The sequence below is a fragment of the Pseudomonas brassicacearum genome, from assembly GCF_003732225.1.
Taxonomy (GTDB): Bacteria; Pseudomonadota; Gammaproteobacteria; order Pseudomonadales; family Pseudomonadaceae; genus Aquipseudomonas; species Aquipseudomonas brassicacearum_E.
Map to the genome: position 1 here is coordinate 302,187 of NZ_MOBJ01000009.1, position 24,502 is coordinate 326,688.

Annotated in this window: 22 protein-coding genes; 14 read left to right on the plus strand and 8 right to left on the minus strand. The window is 55.8% G+C overall.

Annotated elements, in window-relative coordinates; genetic code table 11:
• Nucleotides 1–2 precede the first annotated feature (2 nt).
• From BK659_RS15040 to BK659_RS15095, 12 genes are all read left to right on the plus strand, one after another.
• Nucleotides 3–1,097, plus strand: coding sequence for a glycosyltransferase family 4 protein (locus tag BK659_RS15040; RefSeq protein WP_123425821.1), 1,095 nt, complete (start codon nucleotides 3–5; stop codon nucleotides 1,095–1,097).
• The gene (locus BK659_RS15045) at nucleotides 1,087–2,202 is read left to right on the plus strand and encodes a DUF1972 domain-containing protein (protein ID WP_185015371.1); all 1,116 of its coding nucleotides are present in this window, start codon (nucleotides 1,087–1,089) and stop codon (nucleotides 2,200–2,202) included. Before BK659_RS15040 ends, BK659_RS15045 begins: the two co-directional genes overlap by 11 nt.
• A gap of 10 nt (nucleotides 2,203–2,212) precedes the next feature.
• Nucleotides 2,213–3,283: a dTDP-glucose 4,6-dehydratase gene (gene rfbB / locus BK659_RS15050; RefSeq protein ID WP_123425822.1), complete on the plus strand. Its 1,071-nt coding sequence runs from the start codon at nucleotides 2,213–2,215 to the stop codon at nucleotides 3,281–3,283.
• 52 nt (nucleotides 3,284–3,335) lie between these two features.
• The gene (rfbA, locus tag BK659_RS15055; RefSeq protein ID WP_123425823.1) at nucleotides 3,336–4,214 is read left to right on the plus strand and encodes a glucose-1-phosphate thymidylyltransferase RfbA; all 879 of its coding nucleotides are present in this window, start codon (nucleotides 3,336–3,338) and stop codon (nucleotides 4,212–4,214) included.
• Nucleotides 4,211–4,750, plus strand: coding sequence for a dTDP-4-dehydrorhamnose 3,5-epimerase (gene rfbC / locus BK659_RS15060; RefSeq protein ID WP_123425824.1), 540 nt, complete (start codon nucleotides 4,211–4,213; stop codon nucleotides 4,748–4,750). The genes rfbA and rfbC overlap by 4 nt, the downstream gene beginning before the upstream one ends.
• A 2-nt stretch (nucleotides 4,751–4,752) precedes the next feature.
• Nucleotides 4,753–5,646 (plus strand): dTDP-4-dehydrorhamnose reductase, encoded by an 894-nt coding sequence (rfbD, locus tag BK659_RS15065; RefSeq protein ID WP_123425825.1) that lies wholly within the window; start codon nucleotides 4,753–4,755, stop codon nucleotides 5,644–5,646.
• Nucleotides 5,647–6,102: 456 nt separating this feature from the next.
• Nucleotides 6,103–6,414, plus strand: coding sequence for a hypothetical protein (locus BK659_RS15070; RefSeq protein ID WP_123425826.1), 312 nt, complete (start codon nucleotides 6,103–6,105; stop codon nucleotides 6,412–6,414).
• Nucleotides 6,415–6,501: 87 nt separating this feature from the next.
• On the plus strand, nucleotides 6,502–7,614 hold the full coding sequence (locus BK659_RS15075; protein ID WP_185015372.1) for a polysaccharide biosynthesis/export family protein: 1,113 nt from the start codon (nucleotides 6,502–6,504) through the stop codon (nucleotides 7,612–7,614).
• 14 nt (nucleotides 7,615–7,628) lie between these two features.
• Nucleotides 7,629–8,288 (plus strand): YjbF family lipoprotein, encoded by a 660-nt coding sequence (locus BK659_RS15080; protein WP_311196695.1) that lies wholly within the window; start codon nucleotides 7,629–7,631, stop codon nucleotides 8,286–8,288.
• A complete protein-coding gene (locus BK659_RS15085; RefSeq protein ID WP_123425828.1) occupies nucleotides 8,285–9,052 on the plus strand; it encodes a capsule biosynthesis GfcC family protein in 768 nt (255 codons plus the stop codon). The genes BK659_RS15080 and BK659_RS15085 overlap by 4 nt, the downstream gene beginning before the upstream one ends.
• Nucleotides 9,049–11,139, plus strand: coding sequence for a YjbH domain-containing protein (locus BK659_RS15090; protein ID WP_123425829.1), 2,091 nt, complete (start codon nucleotides 9,049–9,051; stop codon nucleotides 11,137–11,139). Before BK659_RS15085 ends, BK659_RS15090 begins: the two co-directional genes overlap by 4 nt.
• On the plus strand, nucleotides 11,136–11,495 hold the full coding sequence (locus BK659_RS15095; RefSeq protein ID WP_123425830.1) for a VanZ family protein: 360 nt from the start codon (nucleotides 11,136–11,138) through the stop codon (nucleotides 11,493–11,495). The genes BK659_RS15090 and BK659_RS15095 overlap by 4 nt, the downstream gene beginning before the upstream one ends.
• Before the next feature lie 60 nt (nucleotides 11,496–11,555).
• Here BK659_RS15095 and BK659_RS15100 read toward each other — a convergent pair whose 3' ends face one another.
• The 6 genes from BK659_RS15100 to BK659_RS15125 all read right to left on the minus strand — a co-directional run bounded on the left by BK659_RS15100 (nucleotide 11,556) and on the right by BK659_RS15125 (nucleotide 17,786).
• Nucleotides 11,556–13,298, minus strand: coding sequence for a hypothetical protein (locus BK659_RS15100; RefSeq protein ID WP_259740266.1), 1,743 nt, complete (start codon nucleotides 13,296–13,298; stop codon nucleotides 11,556–11,558).
• 29 nt (nucleotides 13,299–13,327) lie between these two features.
• Entirely contained in the window at nucleotides 13,328–13,534 is a 207-nt protein-coding gene (locus tag BK659_RS15105; protein ID WP_123425831.1) for a twin-arginine translocation signal domain-containing protein, read from the minus strand.
• A gap of 138 nt (nucleotides 13,535–13,672) precedes the next feature.
• Entirely contained in the window at nucleotides 13,673–15,067 is a 1,395-nt protein-coding gene (locus tag BK659_RS15110) for an undecaprenyl-phosphate glucose phosphotransferase (protein ID WP_123425832.1), read from the minus strand.
• 514 nt (nucleotides 15,068–15,581) lie between these two features.
• Nucleotides 15,582–16,250, minus strand: coding sequence for a winged helix-turn-helix domain-containing protein (locus BK659_RS15115; protein WP_123426090.1), 669 nt, complete (start codon nucleotides 16,248–16,250; stop codon nucleotides 15,582–15,584).
• A gap of 39 nt (nucleotides 16,251–16,289) precedes the next feature.
• Nucleotides 16,290–17,045 carry an EAL domain-containing protein gene (locus tag BK659_RS15120; RefSeq protein ID WP_123425833.1) on the minus strand — a complete coding sequence of 252 codons (756 nt, stop codon included), beginning with the start codon at nucleotides 17,043–17,045 and terminating at the stop codon, nucleotides 16,290–16,292.
• A 3-nt stretch (nucleotides 17,046–17,048) separates the two neighbouring features.
• Nucleotides 17,049–17,786 (minus strand): winged helix-turn-helix domain-containing protein, encoded by a 738-nt coding sequence (locus BK659_RS15125; RefSeq protein WP_123425834.1) that lies wholly within the window; start codon nucleotides 17,784–17,786, stop codon nucleotides 17,049–17,051.
• Between the two features lie 1,134 nt (nucleotides 17,787–18,920).
• On the opposite strand from BK659_RS15125, the gene BK659_RS15130 reads away from it, so the two are divergent.
• Nucleotides 18,921–20,051, plus strand: coding sequence for a 2,5-dihydroxypyridine 5,6-dioxygenase NicX family protein (locus tag BK659_RS15130; protein WP_148050439.1), 1,131 nt, complete (start codon nucleotides 18,921–18,923; stop codon nucleotides 20,049–20,051).
• A 73-nt stretch (nucleotides 20,052–20,124) separates the two neighbouring features.
• On the opposite strand, the gene BK659_RS15135 is transcribed toward BK659_RS15130, so the two are convergent.
• Nucleotides 20,125–20,304, minus strand: a complete 180-nt coding sequence (locus BK659_RS15135; protein ID WP_123425836.1) for a PA1571 family protein — start codon at nucleotides 20,302–20,304, stop codon at nucleotides 20,125–20,127.
• 259 nt (nucleotides 20,305–20,563) lie between these two features.
• Here BK659_RS15135 and BK659_RS15140 point away from each other — a divergent pair, with 259 nt between their 5' ends.
• Entirely contained in the window at nucleotides 20,564–22,357 is a 1,794-nt protein-coding gene (locus BK659_RS15140) for an ABC transporter transmembrane domain-containing protein (RefSeq protein ID WP_185015376.1), read from the plus strand.
• Between the two features lie 112 nt (nucleotides 22,358–22,469).
• Here BK659_RS15140 and BK659_RS15145 read toward each other — a convergent pair whose 3' ends face one another.
• Nucleotides 22,470–24,398 carry a transglycosylase SLT domain-containing protein gene (locus tag BK659_RS15145; RefSeq protein WP_123425837.1) on the minus strand — a complete coding sequence of 643 codons (1,929 nt, stop codon included), beginning with the start codon at nucleotides 24,396–24,398 and terminating at the stop codon, nucleotides 22,470–22,472.
• Between the last annotated feature and the right edge of the window lie 104 nt (nucleotides 24,399–24,502).

The following is a 24,502-nucleotide window of genomic DNA, read 5'->3' on the forward strand; positions in this document are numbered from 1 at the left end:
ACATGAATTCAAAGAAGCTGGTTTTCATTCATCTATTCAATGACAGAAGTGGAAGCCCCAAGGTGTTGTCTCAAGTGATCAAGGTGGCGGCTAATAACAATATAGCCACCGAGGTGATCACCAGCGCCCATGGTGACGGTTTTTTGTCGGATGTGGCCGATGTGCAGAGCAGGCTTTTTTATAAAAGGTCGGAGAATAAGTTACTGACCCTTGTCTATTATGTAATCTCTCAAGGGTTATTATTTATTCAATGCTTGAAATACAAGAGGCAGGGCGTGGTGTTTTATGTCAATACCATGATGCCTTTTGGTGCGGCATTGGCGGGAAAATTGTTGAGGATACCGGTTTATTATCATGTGCATGAAACCTCGATAAAGCCCAATATTCTGAAACGCTTTCTCAGGTTTGTCATTGAAAAGACCAGTAAAAAGGTTGTGTTTGTTTCGAGCTATCTGATGCAGGTGGAGTGTTTCGCCAAGCTTCCCCAAGTGGTTATTCATAATGCCCTGGATACAAAGGTTGAGCACACATGTCGACTCAAGGAAGAGGCGGGTTTTACCTCTTTGATGGTCTGCTCCTTGAAGACTTACAAGGGCATCATGGAGTTTCTGGCGCTTGCACGGCGTAGTCAGGGTGACAAGCACCTGAATTTCACCCTGGTACTGAATGCCGATCGAAGTGAAATCGATAGTTATTTTTTCGGTATCGACATTCCGGATAATTTGGCGATTTATTCTCGCCAAACGGATATGTCAGGTTTTTATTCGCGAGCCGATTTGCTTTTAAGCCTTACCCGACCGGATGACTGTATAGAAGCATTCGGTTTGACCATTCTCGAGGGCATGTCCTATGGCTTGCCGGTGATCGTTCCTCCTGTGGGTGGTCCCGCCGAATTGGTACGCAATGATATCGAAGGCTATTTAATCTCTTCATACGATATTGAGGAACTTTACAGCGCGGTATGCAAGATGTCGCTGGATCCGGAAAAATACAAGATGTTATCCGATAGTGCGTTGGCCCGTACGCGGGAGTTTAATCAGGACGTGTTCGAGCGTAAGTTCTCAACCTTATTCAACGAGATGCAGCATGATACCTAAAAAGATTTATATCCTGGGCATAAGAGGTGTTCCGGCTCAACATGGTGGCTTCGAAACCTTCGCCGAAAAATTATCTCTTTATTTAACGGCGTACGGCTGGCAGGTGTATGTCTACTGCCAGGAAGAGGGCTGTGGAGGAATTACTGAGAGTATCTGGAATGGGGTCAACAGGATTCATATCCCGGTTACCCAGGAAGGGACGCTGGGCACGGTTTTTTTTGATTGGAAAGCCACGCGTCATGCGACATCGCAAAAGGGTTTGTTTCTGACTCTGGGTTACAACACCGCCATCTTCAGTTTGCTGCAAAGGATTAAAGGGCAGACCAATATCATCAATATGGATGGTATTGAATGGCGGCGTGACAAGTGGGGAGCCATTGCCAAGACCTGGTTCTGGCTCAATGAACGTGTCGGTTGCTGGATGGGTAATCACCTTGTTGCAGATCACCCCAAGATAAAACAGCACCTTGCGACACGGGTTTCCGAATCCAGGATCACCATGATTCCCTATGGAGGCGATAGGGTCCTGAGTGCTGACGCGAGTTTATTGGCCACTTATGCGATAGAGCCCGGCAAGTTTTCGGTGGTCATCGCCCGACCAGAACCCGAAAACTCGTTCCTCGAGATGGTTCGCGCCTTCAGTTCCACCCCTCGCAATCACCGGCTTGTCGTTCTGGGCAACTTTCAACCCAATAATAATCCATACCATAAACAGGTTATGGACGTGGCCAGCGCAGAGGTCATCTTTCCCGGAGCGATCTACGAGGCTGCAGTCGTACAGTCACTGCGCTTTTATTGTCGGTTTTACCTGCACGGGCATCGTGTCGGTGGAACCAACCCATCGTTGGTCGAGGCGCTTGGTGCGGGGTGTGCAGTTATTGCCCATGACAACCCATTCAATCGCTGGGTGACGGAAAGCGGTGCCGCGTACTTCAAGGATGAAGCCTCTTGTGCTGCCTTGTTTGAGCAACTACTTACGGACGATTCAACGCTTGCGCAGATGAAAGCGGCCAGTCTTACGCGTTTTCATGAGCGCTTCACGTGGAATCAAATCTTGCATCAGTATGGAAAATTATTTACTGACTGGTATCCCGTCAGTCGGTAGAGAGACGATTATGACTATCCGTATTCTCCTGACGGGCGGAGCCGGCTTTATTGGCTCTGCCGTCGTTCGGCACCTGATCGAAAACACTCGATACGAAGTGGCCAATCTCGATAAATTAACTTATGCCGGCAATCTGGAGTCCTTGGCCAGCGTCGCTGAGTCGCCGCGATATCACTTCTTTAACGTCGATATTTGTGACGCTCAGGCACTGGATCAAGTATTCAGTGCGTTTCAACCGGATGCGGTGATGCACCTCGCCGCGGAGTCGCACGTCGATCGTTCTATCGACGGTCCCGCCGACTTTATCCAGACCAACATTGTCGGGACCTATACCTTGCTCGAAGCGACCCGGCGTTACTGGAACGGGTTGTCGGCGCAGGTAAAACCAACGTTTCGCTTCCACCATATCTCCACGGACGAGGTCTACGGCGACCTGGAAGGCACCGATAGCCTGTTCAGTGAAACGACGCCTTATGCGCCCAGTTCACCCTATTCGGCGTCCAAGGCCAGTTCGGACCACCTGGTTCGGGCCTGGCAACGTACGTATGGTCTGCCGGTATTGGTCACCAATTGCTCGAATAACTACGGTCCCTATCATTTCCCCGAGAAGTTGATTCCCCATGTGATTCTGAACGCCATCCACGGCAGGCCTCTGCCGGTATATGGCGACGGTTTGCAGATCCGCGACTGGTTGTTTGTAGAAGATCACGCGCGCGCGCTCTGCGAGGTGGTGTGCCGAGGCAAGGTTGGTGAAACCTACAACATCGGTGGCCACAATGAAAAAACCAATATTGAAGTCGTGGAAGCCCTGTGCGATCTGCTCGAAGAGTTCGCTCCCGACAAGCCCGCCGGCGTCGAGCGCTATCGCGAGCTGATTACCTTCGTCGGGGACCGACCGGGTCACGATCTTCGTTATGCCATCGACGCGGACAAGATCGAGCGTGAACTCGGTTGGCGGCCACAGGAAACCTTTGAAAGCGGCCTACGCAAAACGGTTCAGTGGTACTTGCACAATCAAGCATGGTGGCAACGGGTACTTAACGGACAGTACCGGCCGGAGCGTCTTGGCCAAACCGCCTGAAACAGACAAGTACTGCCTCTATTCTTACCAGGCTTTGAAGGGAATCCCCCATATGAAAGGCATCATTCTCGCGGGAGGCTCCGGCACCCGCTTGCATCCCATTACCCGCGGTGTATCCAAACAACTGCTTCCGGTCTACGACAAACCGATGATTTATTATCCGTTGTCGGTATTAATGCTCGCGGGCATTTACGAGATATTGATTATTTCCACCCCGCAGGACTTGCCCAACTTCCAGAGCTTGTTGGGTGACGGATCCGCTTTCGGTATTGAACTCAGCTATGCCGAACAGCCTTCCCCCGATGGCTTGGCGCAAGCCTTTCTGATCGGCGAGAGCTTTATCGGCGACAGCAATGTGGCGCTGATTCTCGGCGACAACATCTTCTACGGTTACGGTTTCAGCGCCGCGTTGCGCGAAGCGTCAGAACGACAGACCGGCGCCACCGTGTTTGGTTATCGAGTCAACGACCCCGAGCGTTTTGGTGTTGTCGAGTTCGACGGCGAGGGTAAGGCGGTTTCGATCGAGGAGAAGCCTAAACGTCCGAAGTCCAACTATGCAGTCACGGGTTTGTATTTCTACGATAACGACGTGGTGAACATCGCCAAACACGTCAAGCCCTCGATTCGCGGCGAGCTTGAAATCACTGACGTGAACAACGCTTATCTGCAACGCGGGGACCTGCACGTCAGCGTGCTGGGGCGTGGTTTTGCCTGGCTGGACACCGGGACTCATGATTCATTGTTGGAGGCCGGGCATTTCGTCCAGACCATTGAAGCGCGCCAGGGACTGAAAGTGGCGTGTCTTGAGGAAGTGGCCTACCACCAGGGGTGGTTGTCGGCCGAGCAACTGGATAAACAAGCTACTGCGTTATACAAAACCGGTTACGGCCAATATCTGGCGCAGGTACTGGCCACGGAGCCTGGGAAATGAATGTCATCAAAACCCGGTTGCCTGGCGTACTGATTATCGAGCCCAAGGTGTTCGGCGATGCTCGTGGGTTCTTTCTCGAGAGTTATCACCAGCAGCGTTATCGCGACATCGGAATCGAATTGCCTTTCGTGCAGGACAATCATTCGCGCTCCCAGTATGGCGTACTGCGTGGTCTGCATTTTCAGCAGACCCGGCCTCAGGGCAAGTTGGTTCGGGTAACCCGTGGCGCGGTTTACGACGTGGTAGTGGACATCAACCCAGAGTCTGCCACGTGCGGTGAGCACGTGGGGATCGAGCTGACCGCCGATGATCATCTTCAGTTGTGGGTCCCGCCGGGTTATGTCCATGGTTTCTGTGTACTCAGCGATACGGCCGATTTTCAATATAAATGCACTGACCTGTATTACCCCGAAGATGAGGGCGGCCTTCTCTGGAATGATCCGGACCTGAACATTGCCTGGCCCTTGAAGTCGCCTCAACTCTCGGAAAAAGACCAGCGCCATCCGCGCTTGCGCACACTGTTGAGCGGGGAGTGACCATGCGAGTTCTAGTGACCGGAGCGCAAGGGCAGGTCGGGCGCGAGTTGCTGCAAAGAGTACCGCACGGGTTCAGCGTGATTGGCTGCGGCTCGGGCGATCTGGATATCAGCGACCGGGCTCAGGTCCAGGAGGTTTTGGCGCGAATCAAGCCACAGTTGGTGATCAACGCGGCGGCCTATACCGCGGTGGACAAGGCTGAGAGCGAGGTCGAGCGGGCCTACGGGGTGAACCGGGACGGCGTTGCGCACCTGGCGTTGGCGGCCGAAGAGCTGGGTATTCCGCTGCTGCATATTTCCACCGACTATGTGTTCAGTGGCGACAGCGACAGTGCCTACAAACCCGGCGATGTCACTGCTCCCTCAGGTGTGTATGGGGTGAGCAAGCTGGCCGGCGAGCAGGTGTTGCAGCAACACTGTTCGCGCCATGTGATTCTGCGAACCAGTTGGGTTTTTGGTGCCCATGGCAACAACTTCGTCAAAACCATGCTGCGCCTTGGGCGCGATCGGGATGAGCTGGCGGTGGTGGCGGATCAACGTGGCTGTCCGACTTCCGCTGGCAGTATTGCCGATACCTTGTGGGCCCTCGCAGCGATTTTTCAACGCGACGGTGCACTCAAGTGGGGCCTGTATCACTACAGCGGCGCTTCCGCCTGCACTTGGTACGACTTCGCCGATGAGATTTTCAACCAGGCTCAGGCACTGGGTTTACTGGAAAAACGCCCGACCTTGAAGGCGATCACCACCGCCGAGTATCCGACTCCGGCCAAACGACCCGCCTGGTCCGTGCTGGATTGCCAAGCCCTTGAGCACGCTCATGGATTGGCCCCTCAAAGCTGGGCGCGCGAGCTGCAACAGGTGCTGCAGCAACTGGGAAAAACAGCCTCCGAGGCCTGAACATTCGCGTTGCCGCTATTTGGGCGGACATTCAGTTTATGGTTATTAACAGTCTATATTTAACAGTGAATGTTATTAATGGGCGCTGTTTTACCTGGAACTTCCCATCGCGATAAAACCCTCAAGGTCAATGCGCTGGGAGAATCCTGACTAATAATAACAATAGGCCTGAGGAGCGAATGGCTGTTGCTCGCCAGTTTGCGCTGAAAATGCCTCGTAAAGTGCTAAATGTCTTAGAAGGTCGTCAATAGTACCTGTTCTGCGCAGACGCTTGGCTCAGGGGCTGTCGATTGTCGGTCTATAGCGTGCAACACCTGTAAATGACATGCTCCAAAGGAGGCAATGTGCATGAACTGCCCCGTTCAATCCAGGGGAACAGTTTATATACCGGCTGTTCCATTCCTGGCCACTTAGTATCAAATCTTATGAAGAGTTGATGTCGAGAAGGAGTTTGATATGAAGAAACTACTTGCTGTTGGCTTGCTGGCGGTCATGAGCACCGCAGCATTGGCGGCAGAACCCCAGACCTTGACTGCCCCGGTGGCTGCGACTCCAGCGGCGGCAGTCCCGGAAGCGGCTGCGGTGGAAGCACCCCTCGCGTTGAGTACCCCATTGATCGGCGGTGTCACCGTCGGGGGAGGCGTGCTGGTCGGCGCCGCCGTGGCCGCCGCTGCCGTGGCCGCTGCAAACTCGGGTGGCAGTTCCAATGGCGGAACGCCCGGAACTACCGGCACCACGGGTACTACCGGAACGACTGGCACCCATTGATACCCTCTGAAGTGTGTTGCTCAAGATCACTCAGAACTTTCTGGGTGATCTTGTTTCAGACTTGCCCTCGACTAGCGTAGTGCCATTATGATCCGTAGGTTTTCTGTTGTAATGCTGGCAAGTATTAGCTTGCACGGTTGTATGTTTTCGCCTGGCCAACATATGGATACCCGGCCATTGGTTCGTGACGGTTCTGCGGAGAGTAGCCGGGTGGAACTTATTCCCATCACGCCTAAATTGATTGCCATGGATACCGCCGCACGTGTTCGCGAGTCGGTGCCTTCGGAGTTGTTGTCCTATACGCCGGACGGTTATCGCGTGGGTGCCAATGACTTATTGTTTATCACGGTCTGGGATCACCCTGAGTTGACGGCACCGTCGGGGCCGCAACAGCAAATCGATGCCAACGGTCGACTGGTGCGTCCAGACGGCACGTTGTTCTATCCCTACATTGGTAATGTCCCGGCTGCCGGTAAAACCATCGAAGAGCTGCGAGCCTTTATCGCCGAGCGCCTGTCGCAATTTGTCGAAAGCCCCCAGGTCGACGTCAGCGTATTGCGTTTCGCCAGCCAGACGGTGGTGATTTCCGGCGCTGTGGCAAGGGCCGGTCAACAGCCGATCACCACTAACCCACTGAGCGTGGTAGAGGCCATTGGCGTTGCCGGGGTGGATCCGCTGAACGCAGACCTGTCGGGCCTGACGCTGACCCGCAACGGGCGTGAGTACCGGCTTGATCTGGACACCCTCAATCGTCAGGACTCGCAGCTGCACAGTGTCTACCTCAAGGGGGGCGACCAGCTGTATCTGCCTTATAACGATCTCAAGCGGATCTATGTCATGGGCGAGGTCAATCAGCCCCGCGCGCTGAGTTTCAAGAGCAAATCGATGAACCTCACCGACGCCCTGGGCACTGTGGGCGGCTTGAACCAGACCACCTCCAATGGCAATGCGGTGTATGTGATTCGCGGCGCGGACAATCTGGAAACCGAGCCGGCCAAGGTCTTCCAGCTCGATGCTGAATCACCGTCTGCTCTGGTGTTGGCCACCCGATTCGACTTGCAGCCGCAAGACATCGTTTATGTTGGCCCGGCCGGTGTGACGCGCTGGAACCGTCTGATCAGCCAACTTCTGCCTACGGCCAGTGTCCTCGGGACCGGCGCCAGCTCCGTCAACAACCTCAGCGAAGCTAAAAGCAGATAAGGCTCAATCAAGCAGTGAACATTTTGCCTATCAGCGCCTATCTGACGATGGCGCTACTGCTGTGCGGGTGCAACCCTTTGATGCAGGCCTCCTGGGACACGCTCAAAGCGTCTGCCATGGGGCCTGCCTCCATCGAGTTGACCCGCGCTCAGGTCGATGCCGTGCCTTATCCGCAAATCCTGGTCACCACCGCCACCAGCGAGGGGGTGATGGCCATGGCTCGTCAACGTGGCGACCTGGAGTTCTGGGTCGCTTCCGGTAAACAAGTGCTGATGCTGCGCAACGGTTTGGTGGTGCGCACTGTCGGGCTGGGCGTTTCCCTGGACGGCACTCGCTTCAGCGGTGAATCGCCGTTCAAACGCGGCCTTCAGCACTTGCCCGACGGCTACGCCAGCACTCGCTGGATCGATATCTACGACGGTTCCCGTGTTGGCATCCCGATCAACAGCCGCTTCAGCACCCATGACATCGAGAGCATCAGAATTCTCGACAAGGATTACGCCTTGCTGCGGATCGATGAGCAGGTGGATGCGCCCACCCTGGATTTCCACGCCACCAACCGCTACTGGGTCGACCCTCAGGACGGTTTCATCATGCGCAGCGAGCAGCATCTGACGCCGCAACTGTCCCTGAAAATTGTGCAGTTGCGCCCTGATCGGGGAGCTGTCCGGTGAAGTGTTCGAACCTTTTGTTACTTGGCTTGTTATTGATCGGTTCGGGCGTGGGCCAGGCGGCCGTTACCGTCAGCGGTGATGTCCGCAGCTCCGGCCAGTTTGAAGTCAAACCCGGTGCCCGTTTGCTGGACGTCATTAGCGCATCTCAACCCAACGCCGAAAGCTACTGGCTGGGCGCGGCATGGCTGCACCGCTCGTTGGTGGACAAGCAGACCCGGTTGAAGGCCGGGGTATTGTTCGATCTGAAACTGCTGCAGCGGGTTGCCTTGCTCGATGAGAGGAGCACGCGAGCGACCTTGAGCGCGCGCCTGTATGAGCAGATCGAACGGTTGCCGGTCACCGGGCGCGAGGTCGCGGTACTCGATCCGATCGCCCTGGAGGTGGGGTTCGCCCGTAACGCTCTGCTGGATGATGGCGACCAGCTGATTTATCCCGCGCGGCCGTCCACCGTGGAAGTCTGGGGGGCAGTCGCGCAGCCCTGTCATGTGCCTTACAGCGCCATGCAGGAAGCCCGCGACTATGTCCGGCACTGCGCCATCCTCAGCGATGCCGAGAGCGATTATCTGTGGCTGATCCAGCCCGATGGTCAGGTGCGGCGCATCGGCGCGGCGGGGTGGAATCGTGAGGAGGGCGTCGTGCTGGCCCCCGGCAGCAGGATCCTGGTGCCGATCAAGAACGACAATCCCGATTCGCCGACCCCTGAGCTCAATCAACAACTGGCCGAGTTTCTCGCCACTCAACCCCTGGCTGAGGTGGCCCCTTGAAGTTACGTTTTGCTGCTGTATTGCTCTTGCCCTGCGGATTGGTTCATGGCGAACCGCGTTACACCCAGAACGATTTCGGTGGTGTCGGTCTGTTACAGACACCCACCGCGCGCATGGCCCCCGCCGGGGAGTTGAGTGCCACTGCCAGTCGTACCGACCCTTACTCGCGCTATAGCTTTTCCCTGCAACCGTTCGATTGGCTGGAAAGTTCGTTTCGCTACACCGCGATCACCAACCGCAAGTACGGCCCTGAGGCGTTTAGTGGCAATCAGAGCTTCAAAGACAAGGCCATCGACGTCAAGGCACGGCTTTGGGAAGAAAGTCACTGGGCACCGCAGATCGCAATCGGGGCCCGGGATATCGGTGGTACCGGGTTGTTTTCCAGCGAGTATTTCGTCGCCAACAAGCGTTATGACAATCTGGACTTCAGCCTCGGCATTGCCTGGGGCAATCTGGGTAATCGGGGGGATTTCAGCAACCCGCTGGCGGTGCTTGGCAGCAAGTTCAATGATCGGCCGCAGAGCGATGCAGCCGTCGCCAGGGCAGGTGGGGTGAACTCCAATGCTTATTTCAAGGGACGCCCATCGTTGTTTGGCGGGATTGCCTATCAAACACCGTGGGAACCGCTGAGCCTGAAAGTCGAGTATGAGGGCAACGACTACCGGAACGAGCCATTGAACAACCCGATCAAGCAAGATCTGCCGATCAATATCGGCGTGGTCTACAAGCTCGCCGATAGCGTCGATCTGAGTGCCGGTTGGGAGCGTGGCAACACTGCGATGTTCGGCATCACCCTGCACACCAATTTTGTCGGCCGCAAGGCGCCGGCCAAGACCTACGACCCTCCCGCCGAGCCGCTGCCGGCACGGGAGCCGTCGACCCCGGCCGATCAGGTCAACTGGGCCAATGTCTCCAGCCGGCTGCAGCAAAATGCCGGCTACAAGGTAAAGCGCATCACCCAGCGCGGTTCGGAGCTGATGGTGTATGGCGAGCAGTCCCGCTACTTTTACCCGGCCAAAGCCGTGGGGCGGGCCAGCCGGATTCTCGACAACAGTGTCAATCAGGATATTGACTGGTTCACCTTGGTGAACCAGCGTTATGACATGTCGATAGAGGAAACCAGCCTGCCCCGGGAAACGTTCCGTGCGGTAGTGAACAACGAGCAGCCGCTGAAAGATCTGCACCGCTCAACCGAAGTCAATCCGGCGGTTGCGCACCGGGAAACCACGCTCTATACCCAGGCCCTGGATCCGTTCAGCTACGGCTTCGGCCTGGGCTACAAACAGAACATCGGCGGCCCCGACGGATTGCTCTATCAGTTCACCGCCGATGCCGACGCGGAGTACCGTTTTACCCGCAATACCTGGTGGAACGGCTTGCTCAGCGCCAACCTGTTGAACAACTACGACAAGTTCACTTACGACGCGCCGAGCGGGCTGCCCCGGGTGCGGACCGATCTGCGCAAATACCTGACCACCTCCGATGTGACGATGCCGACGTTCCAGCTCAACCATGCAGTGCAGCTGGACAAGGATTTGTATGGGATGGTCTACGGCGGCTACCTGGAATCCATGTTTGCCGGGGTCGGCAGCGAAGTGCTGTATCGACCCATGGGACAACGCTGGTCGGTGGGCGCGGATCTGAACTTCGTGCGTCAGCGTGATTTTGATCAGGGCTTCGGTCTGCGTGATTACCGGACCGTGACGGGCCATGTTACCGGCTATACCGAGCTGCCCAATGACTTGCAAGCGGCGGTCAGTGTCGGGCGTTATCTGGCGCGGGACTGGGGTACCACCGTCGACTTGTCGCGGGAGTTCAATAACGGAGTGAAATTTGGTGCCTGGGTCACCCTGACCACCGCCTCGAAAGAACAATATGGTGAGGGCAGCTTCGACAAGGGGATCTATATTTCCATCCCGTTCGACGAGTTGATGAGTACTTCGACCATGCGCCGGGCCAATATCGTCTGGGCTCCGCTGACCCGGGACGGCGGCGCGCGCCTGGGCCGTGCCTACTCGCTACAGACCATGACCGACGGGCGTGACAGCGACCGGTTCTACAACAACTTCGAGAAAATTACCGAATGATGGCGAGACTAACGCGTTTGACCGAGATGCCATTCTGGCTACGGGGCCTGGTCTTTGTGGGGGTGACCGCGATTCTGCTGACCGCGGGCTTGCGCTCTCAGCCGATCCCGGAGCTGTTTGCCCAAGAGGATAAGCTTCATCACTGGCTCGGCTTCCTGGTCTTTGCCTGCAGTTGCCGGCTGGCCTTTCCCCGAGTGAAGTTGCTCTGGATAGCCCTGGGCTGTTTGCTCACTGGTTTGCTCATCGAGGGTGCGCAAGGTTTGATGCCGCTGCGCACGGCTTCGCCCTACGACATGCTGGCAAACAGTTTTGGCGTGCTGACGGGCTTGCTGATCGCCTGGCGCTGGTTGCGTTGAACAGGTGTTGAGGCGCTTGGCGGTCTGCTGGTATGGGGCGGGCGGGGCGAAGTTGCTACCTCATACCAGCCCTATGCATTGCCAGGGAGCGACGCCGGGTGCGTCTGTTCGAATGAAGGTAATGGTGCTGCCCGGGGCAAGCACTTTATAAGGCCCCAGGCTGCCCAGGGCGAGGTTTCCCCCGGTAGCGAATCTCACCGGGTTGGAACTGACCAGCAGGGTCAAGGTTTCTCCCGGCATGTGATAACCGTCGATCGTTTCTATTGTCAGCCCCGGGCCAAACTCGACGTTGACCAAGGCATGGGCCTTGACCTCAAGGCGGCGTCCGGCATTGAACGACACAGTGGAATGAACACCGCTGCTCCCGACGCCAGCCTTGGACGGTGAATCGAGCCTGACGCCGGCATGGTTGCTGCCGACCACCAGATTCGACATGCTCCCCGCGACGATGGGGGAGCGGATCGATGCCTGGCAGTTCTTGCCGCAATCCAGGCCGGTGACGACATTGGCGAAGCGTGGCGCGATCAGCTCCAGCCCGGTCGATGAATTCTTTTGCTCGATCGCGGTTTTCACCGTTTCAAACCAGGGTGCAATCATCACGATGTTTTCGCAGCGATCGATTTCGATGCCGACGTCGGCGTGCTGAAAGCTCGGGTTGGTGAAGGTTATGTTGTTGGGTCTGATGTCATAGGCGGGATCGAACCTGCCGATATAGGAACCCAGGCCCACAGGCCCCAGGCCAGACGCGCCATCGAATCGACACTCGTCGAATTCGATATGTTCGCACTGCCCCATCAGCACCAGGCTCCGTGCTGTCGCCACGGATCGCTGAACGAGCACATGAGCGACATGGCCGAACTGCATGGGGGCCTGATAATTCTTATAACCCCCCACCAGCCGTAGACCGTCCCCGGCAAAATCTTTGATGAACAGGCGACGCAGCTCGAAATCCCACAAGCCGCCGTCGCGGCCCGAAACCACTGCCTCCAGGCTGATGCCGTCCTGCAAGGGGTTATGCACGTAGTCTCCAGCCAGGGTAAAGCCTTCCAGCAACACCCCCCTGATCTTGCCCGCGGGCATCCGGATGAATTTCCGTTCTGCGGAGGGCAGAGATCTGATTACCGTGCCGTTCCAGCTTTCGGTACCCAGACGACCGGCGATATGCCCCTTGCCGATGGCACGAGTGCCGTCCACCAGATCGATGTACTCGGCATTGAGCACCCCGTCCGGCAGCTCGATTTCATACCCCGAGGCAAAGGCTCGATTGATTGCTGCCGTGTGGTTGAGCCGCGAGGCCCCGGAGGTCACATCGTCTCGCTCTGCTTTTGTCATGAAGTCGAACAGGCTGTGACGTTCCCTGAGCTTATCGCCGACGGTGCGAGATTGCGTGCCCGTCCCCGATTGCAGAAAACCCACCATGTTCGGACCCGTATCCGGGTCGGCGGCGTTGGCCAGGTTCCTCTGGATCATCTGCCCATCGGCATTCGGGACGTACCACGCCGTACCGTTATAGACCTTCTTGAGCGCATCCTGGGTGTTGAAGTATTCATCGCCGCTCTGCAAGGGGCTGCCATCCGCCCGAGTGGTGGGGTCAGAGGTCTCTCGGCGAGAATTCGAGTCGGCCATCGCCTTTACCTGGGCAAACACCTGATCGGTATCGGCTTTCCATTTGCTCAGCGTCGGCAGCGGGCCGGACTCGGTGGGAATGCTTTCATCAGCCCCGCCATGGACGAAGCGGTGCTGTATCCGGGAGGCGGCATCCGAGCGCTGGGCAGCCTGGGCTATCAGCGTGGTATTGGCCATGAGTGTTTCCAGGGTGGGATCGGTCGACATTAGAGGTTCGCCAGGCTCAGGGGAGCCACAATGTGCATGCTGTTGAACAGTTGCTCGCACGCTGCGTTGACCCGTTCAAGCGGGGCCAGATCGTGCTCGTGCGGCGCCGGTTCTTTCGGTTGCAGCAGCGCCAACTGTCCAATCGTCAGGCCTGCAGCCCCGCAGGCTGTGGCGGCGAGTAGTTGGCGTCGGGTGATAGGGCGCATGAGTCAACCTGAAATGGGATGGGCCAGGATGGGCGGGGCGCTCCGGCGCAGTCAGTGATCTGACTGCGGGGATCGCAACCCCGTTCGCAACAGGCTGAAGAATAGACAGACTATGGGCGGGCGCGAGCGTCGCAGCAGCTAGTAGATATCCTTGGAAAAGAGCGTGAAGGGCGTCTTGATCAGGATCTTTATATCGAGCCACAACGACCAGTTGTTGATGTAGTTGAGATCGATCTCCACGCGTTTCTGCATCTTGTCGAGGGTTTCGGTTTCGCCACGGCAGCCACTGATCTGGGCCAGCCCGGTAATGCCCGGTTTGATCCGATGGCGGGCCATGTAGGCGCGGATCTTGCCAGTGTAGTAGTCGTTATGGGCGGTCGCATGTGGCCGAGGCCCGACCAGTGCCATATGGCCTTGCAGCACATTGAAAAACTGCGGCAGTTCATCGATGGAAGTGCGTCGGATAAAACGTCCGATCGGGGTAATGCGCGGGTCTTGACGGCCGGCCTGCTGGACCTGGTGGTCGTCGTGCAGGCGCATGGAGCGGAATTTCCAGACCTTGATGATCTTGCCGTTCCAGCCATGCCGCTCCTGTTTGAAGATAATCGGGCCCGGGGAAGAGATTTTCACCGCGACGGCAATCACCAACAGCAGTGGGCTGAAGCCGATCAGCGCCAGGGCGGCCAGGCTTCTGTCGAGCAGGGTCTTGCTCAGCGCCGCCGTAGGGTAGCTGGTTAGCGGGCTTTCATTGAGGTGGATGGCGGGCAGGCCGTCGAGCTCGCTGACGGAGTGATTGAGCAAGGTCATGCTGCCCAGGTCGGGAACCCAGACCACATCCACATTCGAGTCGAGAAGATCGATGTAAAGCGCTTCGACCTGTTTGGCTTCGCTCAAGGACAGCGCGATGTACAGCCGTCGGATATCGTGAACCCGAATCAGCTCGCGCAGCTCCTGCAACTGGCCCACGATCCTGTGAGTACTGACGTTGGTCGACAGCTCGTTGGGTTTGGAGCTGATCAGACCGACCAGCGGCGGATATTCGGTTTTCGCCAGTTTGTCTGCCAGTTTCACCGCCAGTTGGTCGGTGCCGATGATCAGGGTGTTGTATTGGCTGTGCAATTGCCGATGGTAGTGCCTGGAAAAACCATGCAGTGGCAGGTACAGCAAGGCCTGCAGGCAATAACCGGTCACGGCCCAGATCAGGATTATTTCCCGGGAGAACAATTCGCTGGTCTTGCTCAGAAAACCGATACTGGTCAGTCCGGTCAGCGTCAGCAGCCAACCCAGCAGCAGGCGTCCAAGGCCTGTGAGGTAACCGTGCCGCTTGTGATAGACCTGCAGCAGGGAGTAGGAAGGGACCGAACCCAGAAACGTAAGAACCGCCAGCACACGATAATGGGCGTCGATTTCTCCGGTTTGGTACAGCGCCAGAGTAAATAACAATGCACTGACCGACGTTATGGCAATTGCCCATTGGCCCCAGAAGGTAAGTCCTTTGGTTATGCTGTTCCGATTAATACGATTATGTACCATAGCGGTATCCCTCGGGCGTGCGCCACGTTATGTATCAGTTGACGGTTGATAAATGGCAGTCACGGGAAAAGGCTTGGCCGGCACGATTCCATACGAAGTTGTTTTTGTTATTAGTGTTCGGGAGCGGTGGGCTGGTGACTGACCATTTGAGGTTGTTTTTTATATAGAGGTGTCAGCTGATACGGTTGTCTCAGTGTCCGGTTTTTATACTAGTACCTTAATCTTTGTGGGTGTCTGACGAATTATAACGGTCGCACTGTCATGGGGTTTGTTATAAAAGGTCGTGTTCTTTGGTTTGGAGTACATAGCAAAGTCGTCTATATAATTACGGCGTTCCGGCAGGTACTTGCCGGGGAGGCGAGGGGAGGATGCTGGACAGGAACTATGGCGTGGATGATGTACGAAAGGTGGGAGGCAGGAGCAGCCGCGCGAGGAGGGGAGGCTGTTAAGTGATGTCTGTGTATCTGATGGGGTCTGGGAGTCGCATTTATTGTTATTGTTTTTGCGAACTCGCTCAATAAGCGACTCTTATCCTTTGGGCCAGGCAGTAACCGCGGTTTCTCACCGAACGAACAAGACGCTCTCCGTTGGCGGCGTCCTTGAATTTTTTCTGCAGTCTGCTCAAACACATCTCAAGACCGCTGTAGCGTTCCGGATCCTTATCAATACCTAGAATCAGATCTGTCTTGCTGAGTACCCGTCGATCGCTGATAACCAGTTGTGTGAGCATCAACGATTCGGTACCCGTCAATGGGATCGTTATATTTTCTTTGACCAAGGTTCGCTCTTCCGCGCTAAACCACCAGATCTCAGGATTGGCGTGTGGCTCTTTAACCCGGCTTACTGCCGAGATGAACTCCTCGTCGGCCACCGGCTTCTTGAGAAAGCCATCGATCCCGAAGTGCGAGAAGTGATGGAGTTCCGAAGGCTCCGCGTTGGGCGTTATGAGTATGATTTCCGCATCTTTTTGATTCTTGCGGATAAAGCTGACATCACTCAGCGATATGTCCGCCTGATCGAGCAGGATGTGCGTGAAGCGATTCTTTCTGATTCGCTCGCTGCTGAGTTTGCCGGACTCGATTTCAAAAGATAAACACAGACGTTGTGCAAGAAGCGACTCTATTGCTTGTCGTGCCAGTTGGTCTCGGGTGAAGATTAAGAAGTTGTTATTTGGCGTATTCATCATTAGGTTCCTTCCTGGAATAGTGAAGCTTTTGAGAGCTTAAATAACCTCGGTCGGTGAGTAGTATCGCCCCTGGAAAAAGTCGAAAGGCATGCTGCGGGCCAGCGTGTGTAGCGCTTTGTGCTCGACTCGGTCCGCGATGAACTTGATCTTGCTGTCATGGATCATACGGCTCAGGCAGTCGTAGGACCTGTTGAAAAAGTCCTGACTGTTTTCGACCATGATGTCAAAGTTGGAGCGGGTCAGATCCACTTTTATATAATCAAACAATGCCAGGCTGATCAGCTTTTCGGCGCTGTTATCGCTTAAGTCATAACCATCAAAAGCGATCTCGATCCCATTGTCTTTTAATAAATGGATGTGATTGATAATGGTTCTTTTTTCCTTTAAATTGAGCGAGTTAAACGAGCTGCTGTTGATGCTGGGGATCAGCTGTTTCTCATGCTCTTTGAGTGTCGCTTGAGCGTTGTGCATTTCCTTGATAAGTGCCTTGTCCAATAAAGAGGACTGATTCATGGTCACGAACAGCTTGTTTGGAGTATTGACGGAAGGGCATGGCATGGCCTCGATTTGTGAAATGGTATTCAGCTGGATCCGTGTCAGTATTTCGCGATAGATCGTCAGTGGATGATCGGGATGCAATGGCTGATACCCCTGGGTCAGGGGAATATCCTGTTGTGTCGCCTTGGCATATATTTCACTGCCGAACAGTTCATCGTTTCGTTTGAGAATCGATTGTCTGAAGAAAATCAACGCGAAGCTTTCTTGTGCTATGTGCTGCCTGCTTGACGCCATGACTCAGTCCCTTAAAGAGTGAAAATTTGTTTGTTTTACAGATACGACCCCTCGAAGTAGTCGGTAGCCATAACCGCGAACACTGTGAATTATGTTAATGCCGAAGTTCTTTTTTATTTTGTTTCGAAGCCGGCTTATGGATTTTTCCAGAACCCGTGAATCGTAGAGCTTTATATTCAATCCCATGGAGTCGGCCAAGCAATCATGGTGCAAGATATTACCGGCTGCGTTGATCAATGCATCCAGAGCTTTCATTTCCTGGTAGGTGAGATCCAGTTTGTGTTCGTCGTCATATAAGTGTAGGCACGTTTTATCCAGCGTCAACTTGGCCGTGGGCTGCCATTCAGGGCTTCTGAGCAATGTTGAAATTAGTTTTGTCTTTTCATTCTGGTCGTTAGGTACATTGATGCAGTGATCGGCGCCAGCCAGGTAACATTCAACTTTTGTGTGCGGAGAGCGATAATTGATGGCGACAACAATGGCCGGCTTTACATGTTCTATACGTAATTTTTTAATCAGTTTCAGGCTGTCATTGAGCGTCGATGGACTTTCAATTTCTATCAATATTGCATCGAGAGTTTGAGTGTCGATATCAAGTGACAGGGTGGGCGGATGGTCCAGTGTGTAAATATGTGTAAAGTTTGGCACAAACAGCTGTTTTAGTTTCTCTGTCGAACGCCAGGTGCGCCCAATAGCGAGAATACCCCTCTGATTGTTTTTGATCGTGCTCTCGGTGTTCATCGTGAAATTACCTATATGTGCTGGCGTTGCAATCTTAATACACAAAATTCTGATGTTATCTGACGTTTTATAACATTTCCCGGTCGTGAACAGACGCCCAAGCGGACCACTCCATCGCTAGTGGCTTCAGTTAATTCAATGGCATAGGCAACTGCTGGGGCGCCATTCCAGTTGTTTTTGTCATATCAGACTTAGTTGATGTGCCGCTTTCACTCGGATTAGGCTCTTCGGTTGACATTTCCCAATGTCGCACTAGCTGGGCAATAGGGCGGTGTGACTGATCTCTCGGATCAGGCTACAGAGAGAGGCACTACTGAAAAGTTTGCGTATAAATTGAGAAGGGGTACACGTTTCTGAGTGTTGGAGTTGACTTATAAGGATGTTCCACGGAGCTCTATGGCCGATGCTGGTGCACGCTCGGAGGCGTTCAATGCAAGTCTCGCCTCTTTTTAGAGCGAGTGGATGGGGGGCTATATTAATTGACTGCTATTATGTTTGTAACATTTTATGTCAAAAGCCAAGTCTGTGAACTTGCAGTTGTTCTGTCTGGTTGTGGAATAAAATCACTAAGAGTTGATATTAAAGAGCCACTAGTTTCGTTGGGCTTATTGTTTGAGCTGCTGCCACAAGCAACGCCTGCGAAAGAGCGATATTTTGCTTGAGACCGCTGGATTTCCCTGCTCACCAAGGAGGAGCTCTCCCGCACAGGGATGTGTGTCCGGTACCTGTCAGGCTTTGGGTGCCCCCGGTAGGGCCGGTTGATATTTCCTACGCAAAACACACTGATTGCCTTCGCGATGTAGGGCCGCATCCTATGCGCACTATTTTCTCCTGTACCTACAGTCAAATTGTCTGCATTCAGCAGGCACGGATAATCACAGGAGAACGAGATGCTTGAGCTCACTGAGGCTGTGCAACAGTTGTTGGATCGGACTACCGCTCAGGTAAGGCAGGAGTCCAGTCGCCAGGTAACAAGTGTGCTGCGTTACACGAATCGAGAGGACGGACCGCCCTGGGAAATTACCTGGGCTACGAGGAGTAAAGATCAAAACCAATGAAGCTCAGTGTGGCCCGGCTCTATTGGGGGGGCGGGTCATGCGCTGTTCATGGGCACACGCATTCTGGAGGTGATAGATGAACACTGAGGCTTGGCGGGGTGTGCAGAGGTTGTTGGATGACTACGTAAAAGTAAGACCCGATGACCGGGTGATGGTGATTTACGCCAGCGATAGTGAAGAACAGGCGGCTTGGATAAGTGTCGCGTTGGAATGCCGGCAAATCGCTTTTTGTCGGGTCTGGATGCAGCCTCTGCACGACATGGGCTTCCAGAAGCGGCTCTTGAGTGCAATGCCATCACCGAGTTCATTCCGCGGGCGTATCGTCGTGATTACATTGGAGCGGGACACGTTGTCCCATCATGAAAAGCTGCGCATCGCATTGGCCCCTTACGAGCGTTCGCGTCGCTTGGTGTTTCGGATCATCAATGCATGCGAGGCACTTTTCTCGACTGCATTGCAGGTGGGTCCCGAAACACTGTCAGCACGCAACACCGCGATCCTGGAGCGTGCGCTGGTGTCGAACCGAATGAGGATCACATCGCCTGGTGGAACAGATTTGCGGATCGTGCTGGATAACAATCAGTATCGCTGGGTCAGTAATCGCGGCAGCGCTCGTCCAGGAGGTACCGTGGTGCTGCCAGCGGGCGAAGTGGCCACTTTTCCCGCTTCCGTTGACGGTGTTCTCGTCGCTGACTTCGCGTTCAACGTCAATGCTCTCACTTCTCAAGATGCCCGGTTGCAGGATCACCCGGTGACGGTGGAGATAAATGAACGACGCGCGGTACATTGGGCATGCCAGAACCAGTCGGTTCAGCGCTTTCTGGATGAGTGCTTCAGTCAATTGTGCGTTCGGAATGTGGGCGAATTGGGACTCGGTACCAACATTGGCATCACGGCCAGCCTGAAGCTGAATTCACACATCAATGAACGCTGCCCTGGTGTTCACATCGGGTTTGGTCAGCACAATCAGGATCCCGAACGGGTGGGCTATGACTGCCGCCTGCATCTGGATCTGATCGCCCGTGGTGGGTCGGTCTGGTTCGACGATGACCCGGTTCCGCTCGATCTGGCAAATCTGCTGCCCTCCATCAATCCCCACCCCGTCAGCCCTAGGGACGAAGATGCCTTTCAGCCGGATGACGATGAAATCCTGGAGGACTGCTGCGGCGTGATGACATGTGACGGTTTGAGGCTGACCAGCGCCTGACGTTATGAGGCGGCGTATAGCTAGCATAAAAAAACCGGCCAGGCGGCCGGTTCGGCAGACGTAAGGCTATGCATCAGTCTTGCTTGGCAGGCTTGACCAACCGTTGTTCCAGTTCGCGGCACGCACTCTGGATCATATCTTCAGTGATCGGTACTTCGCGCCCTTGGGCGTCAATAATGGCGCAGCCCAGAGACTGGTGGGGCTGGGTGCGGATCACTTGAATCTTGTCGTCGCTGCTATGTTGCAAGGACATGGCCTGTCTCCTCATCAGGTTGTGCGCTTACTCTAAAACCACCAAATGACCAAGCTGTGACAGCTCCCTACAGGGTGACAAGGCGGCCATACCAGTCCACCAGAAATAGCCTTGGACTTCTAGCCGGACTTTAGACCAATAACATCTAGGCTCTATTGTCGGTGGTCATATTTAACCTGACTCATTGTGATTTACAGGGTTGCTGCGGATCGACCGGTGTAGGCTTGACCGGATTGATCCCTTCAGTTTTCGCTTTCGGATGATCCTCATGCTTTCTGCTCGTCACCGCCGTGCGATTCGCCTGGCCAGTCGTTTTGTCGCGCCGTACCGTTGGCAGGCGCTCGGTGCCTTGCTGGCGCTGATCGTCACTGCCGGCATCACCTTGTCCATGGGGCAGGGCATTCGCCTGTTGGTGGATCAGGGCTTCATGACCCAGTCACCGCAGTTGCTCAATCAGTCCATTGGCGTGTTCATGTTGCTGGTGTTCGGTCTGGCGATCGGCACCTTTATGCGTTTTTATCTGGTGTCGTGGATCGGTGAGCGCTGCGTGGCGGACATCCGTCAGCAGGTGTTCAATCACTTGATTTACCTGCACCCAGGGTTCTATGAGAACAATCGCAGCTCGGAGATCCAGTCGCGCCTGACCGCCGACACCACGCTGCTGCAATCGGTGATCGGTTCGTCGCTGTCGCTGTTTTTGCGCAACTTGCTGATGGTGATCGGCGGGATCGTGTTGCTGTTTATCACTAATCCCAAGCTCACCAGCATTGTGGTGGTGGCGCTACCGTTGGTGATCGCGCCGATTCTGATCTTCGGTCGCCGGGTGCGCCGCCTGTCGCGTTTGAGTCAGGATCGTATCGCCGACATCGGCAGCTATGTGTCGGAGTCCCTCGGTCAGATCAAAACCGTGCAGGCCTACAACCATCAGGTGCAGGACGAACAGCGCTTCGCAGTCACCGTGGAAGAGGCTTTCGATACCGCGCGAAAACGTATCGTCCAGCGCGCCTGGTTGATTACCCTGGTGATCATGCTGGTGCTGGGGGCGGTCGCGGTGATGCTCTGGGTCGGCGGCATGGACGTGATGGCCGGGCGTATTTCCGCGGGCGAACTGGCGGCGTTCGTGTTCTACAGCCTGATCGTCGGCAGCGCTTTTGGCACCTTGAGCGAAGTCATTGGTGAGCTGCAACGGGCGGCCGGTGCGGCTGAGCGGATTGCCGAGTTGCTGCGTTCGGAAAACATCATCCAGCCTCCGGTCGCAGGATTGGTGACTTTGCCTGAGCGAGTGCGCGGCGATTTGCTGCTTGAAGATCTGCGTTTTTCCTACCCGTCACGGCCTGAAAGTTACGCTATCGATGGTTTGAGTCTCGCGGTCAAGGCGGGCGAAACCCTCGCGCTGGTCGGGCCTTCGGGGGCTGGCAAGTCGACGGTTTATGATCTGTTGCTGCGTTTCTACGATCCGATAGCCGGCCGCATCCTGCTGGATGGCGTGCCGCTGACTCAACTTGATCCTATGGATTTGCGTCGTTGCTTCGCACTGGTCTCGCAAAATCCGGCGCTGTTCTTTGGCAGCATCGAAGAGAACATCCGCTATGGCAAACCCTCGGCGACCCTGGCCCAGGTCCAGGAAGCGGCGAAGATTGCCTATGCTCACGATTTCATCGAAAAAATGCCCGATGGCTACCAGACTCATCTTGGTGACGGCGGCCTTGGCCTTTCCGGCGGTCAGCGCCAGCGCCTGGCCATTGCCCGAGCGTTGTTGGTGGATGCGCCGATCCTGCTGTTGGACGAAGCCACCAGTGCCCTTGACGCGCAGAGCGAACACTTGATCCAGCAGGCGCTGCCCAGCCTGATGAAAAACCGCACCACGCTGGTCATCGCCCATCGCCTGGCCACAGTAAAGAACGCTGATCGGATCGCGGTGATGGATCAGGGAAAACTGGTCGCGATTGGCACGCACCACGAGCTGATCGCCAGCAATGCGCTGTATGCGCGGCTGGCGGCGTTGCAGTTTGTAGGCACTGCCGAAGGCGGCGATTTTTTCGGGGCAGAATGACCACTGTAGGAGCTGCCGAAGGCTGCGATCTTTTTGTTGAGGCCTCAAAGCAAGATCAAAAGATCGCAGCCTTCGGCAGCTCCTACATAACCGGCATAACCGGCATTACCGGTTACAGATCGTCGAAATACCGCTCATGCCAATCCACCAGCGGCTGCGGCGAGTTGAGCTTCTGGCCGTAGATCACCGAGTAGGACAGCACGTTCTGTACGTATTGGCGGGTTTCGTCGAACGGGATACTTTCCACCCAGACATCGAAACTCAGGTGGTTGGCACCGCTTAGCCACTGGCGAACACGGCTGGGGCCAGCGTTGTAGGCGGCGGTAGCGAGGACCCGGTTACCGCTGAACTGGCTGTGGACCTGACTCAGGTAGGCCGCACCGAGCTCGATGTTTTTGTCCGGGTCCAGCACTTGCTGCGGCGAGGCCAGCGGAATGCTGAACTTGCGCGCGGTTTCCTTGGCGGTGCCAGGCATCAGTTGCATCAAGCCGCTGGCACCGACGCCGGAGCGGGCGTCGTCCATGAACGCGCTTTCCTGACGGGTAATGGCGAACACCCAGCTCGAATGCAGGCCACGGACCTTGGCTTCACGTACCAGGGTTTCGCGGTGAGCCATCGGGAAGCGAATGTCCAGGTCGTCCCAATATTGCGCCTGGCTGATGGTGCGGATCGCCGGGAAATACCACTTCAGGTCATAGGCCAGTTTCGCCTGGGCAACCATTTCGTCACGGCTGAAATGGCGGCTGACGTAGTACCACTCGCGGCGCCCGTCGACGATCTGCCCGCGAGCATGGAGCTCCAGCGCCCGACGTACGCCCGGCGTGTTGCGAACCTTGTTGATCAGTGCCTGACTCAACACCAGTGGTTTGTTGACCAGCGAATAAGGCGATTGCGAGCGGTCAGCGGCAAGGAATCCATAGAAGTCACGCTCACGCGCGAGGCTCTTGTACAGGGTTTGCGCTTCCGGGTTCTGTGGCTGGGCCAGTTCCAGGCTGCGGGCCTGCCAGTAGCGCCAGCGGTTGGTGGTGGCCAGATCCTGCGGCAAGCGGCGGGTCAACTGATACGCGTCGTCCCAACGCGCCAGGCGCAGCAGCAAGCGCAAGCGCCACTCGGAAACGGTGTTATCGCGCAGCTCCGGGTCGTACTTGGTCATTACATCGAGGGCGCGGCTGTCGAAGCGACGGGCCAGAGTCAGGCCAATTTCACGGGCGATAGCGACTTTTTCATCGCGGGAAAAATGCATGCTGCTGGCGTAACTGTCGAGCAGGGCCATCGCCCGGTCCGGGTCCTGGCGCGCGAAGCGGCGCAGGCCAAGGCTGACAATGTCGGACATGGCTTCATCGGCCGGGGTGAAGCGCGAAGGCTGGTCGAGCATTTCAGGTCGTTGCGCGACCTCAACCAATAAGCGCCCGCGGGGTGCCAGGGTGGTCATGTTGTTGATCAGGCTGTTGGCCAACGCATAGTTACGTGCGTGAGCGGCCAGTTTGACGCGCTCCCAGCGTTTCTGTTCGGTCAGCTGACCTTCGGCGGCCCATTGCGCAAACAATGAATCGCAGGTTTCAGGCTGGGATTTGCCCGTCAGCCAGAGCTTTTCAGCGTTGGCGTAACCTTCGGACTTGAGGTTGTGACCGATCTGATATTGCGCGTTGAGGCAGTCCAGTTCAGTGAAATTGAGCTTGGGGTCGTAGTACTTGACGAAGGTCGACCAGTCGCCGCGATCAGCCAGCCAGCGCAACCAGCGCAACTTCATCCAGTTGGCTTGCGGCAGGTCGCCGTGCTCGGCGAGGAATCTTTCGATTTCGTCGTTGCTCGCGGTTTTCAGGCGGGCGGTCAATTCGTCGTAGGCGAGGTAAGGCTCCAGCGGATAGTCGCTAAGGGCCTGGCTGTAGCGAAAATACGGGCCCGTATCACCCTTGGCCAAGGCGCGCTTGGCCTCATCGTAATACTGGCGCTGGGTGAACAGGTCCACCGCCTGGGCGGATTGGACGGCAGTGGCAGAAAGAAGCAAACAGGATAACAAGCTGAAAATGCGACTGCGCATGAGACATCCGGGCAGAGAAATCATGACAAGTGCCAGCAGGTGCCGGCACTGATTGCCTGTAGCTTAGCCTTTTGCCAGCAACCGGTGAAAGCTTTGCCGGCTCG

Bases quoted from the DNA above. Each gene is read 5' to 3' on its own strand.
- BK659_RS15045 (WP_185015371.1), top strand. From the start codon at position 1,087: ATGATACCTAAAAAGATTTATATCCTGGGCATAAGAGGTGTTCCGGCT.
- rfbA (WP_123425823.1), top strand. From the start codon at position 3,336: ATGAAAGGCATCATTCTCGCGGGAGGCTCCGGCACCCGCTTGCATCCC.
- BK659_RS15075 (WP_185015372.1), top strand. From the start codon at position 6,502: ATGATCCGTAGGTTTTCTGTTGTAATGCTGGCAAGTATTAGCTTGCAC.
- BK659_RS15120 (WP_123425833.1), bottom strand. From the start codon at position 17,045: ATGGCGTCAAGCAGGCAGCACATAGCACAAGAAAGCTTCGCGTTGATT.
- rfbD (WP_123425825.1), top strand. From the start codon at position 4,753: ATGCGAGTTCTAGTGACCGGAGCGCAAGGGCAGGTCGGGCGCGAGTTG.
- BK659_RS15100 (WP_259740266.1), bottom strand. From the start codon at position 13,298: ATGGCCAATACCACGCTGATAGCCCAGGCTGCCCAGCGCTCGGATGCC.
- BK659_RS15105 (WP_123425831.1), bottom strand. From the start codon at position 13,534: ATGCGCCCTATCACCCGACGCCAACTACTCGCCGCCACAGCCTGCGGG.
- BK659_RS15070 (WP_123425826.1), top strand. From the start codon at position 6,103: ATGAAGAAACTACTTGCTGTTGGCTTGCTGGCGGTCATGAGCACCGCA.
- BK659_RS15115 (WP_123426090.1), bottom strand. From the start codon at position 16,250: ATGAATACGCCAAATAACAACTTCTTAATCTTCACCCGAGACCAACTG.
- BK659_RS15145 (WP_123425837.1), bottom strand. From the start codon at position 24,398: ATGCGCAGTCGCATTTTCAGCTTGTTATCCTGTTTGCTTCTTTCTGCC.
- BK659_RS15095 (WP_123425830.1), top strand. From the start codon at position 11,136: ATGATGGCGAGACTAACGCGTTTGACCGAGATGCCATTCTGGCTACGG.
- BK659_RS15125 (WP_123425834.1), bottom strand. From the start codon at position 17,786: ATGAACACCGAGAGCACGATCAAAAACAATCAGAGGGGTATTCTCGCT.
- BK659_RS15110 (WP_123425832.1), bottom strand. From the start codon at position 15,067: ATGGTACATAATCGTATTAATCGGAACAGCATAACCAAAGGACTTACC.
- BK659_RS15040 (WP_123425821.1), top strand. From the start codon at position 3: ATGAATTCAAAGAAGCTGGTTTTCATTCATCTATTCAATGACAGAAGT.
- rfbB (WP_123425822.1), top strand. From the start codon at position 2,213: ATGACTATCCGTATTCTCCTGACGGGCGGAGCCGGCTTTATTGGCTCT.
- BK659_RS15135 (WP_123425836.1), bottom strand. From the start codon at position 20,304: ATGTCCTTGCAACATAGCAGCGACGACAAGATTCAAGTGATCCGCACC.
- rfbC (WP_123425824.1), top strand. From the start codon at position 4,211: ATGAATGTCATCAAAACCCGGTTGCCTGGCGTACTGATTATCGAGCCC.
- BK659_RS15140 (WP_185015376.1), top strand. From the start codon at position 20,564: ATGATCCTCATGCTTTCTGCTCGTCACCGCCGTGCGATTCGCCTGGCC.
- BK659_RS15130 (WP_148050439.1), top strand. From the start codon at position 18,921: ATGAACACTGAGGCTTGGCGGGGTGTGCAGAGGTTGTTGGATGACTAC.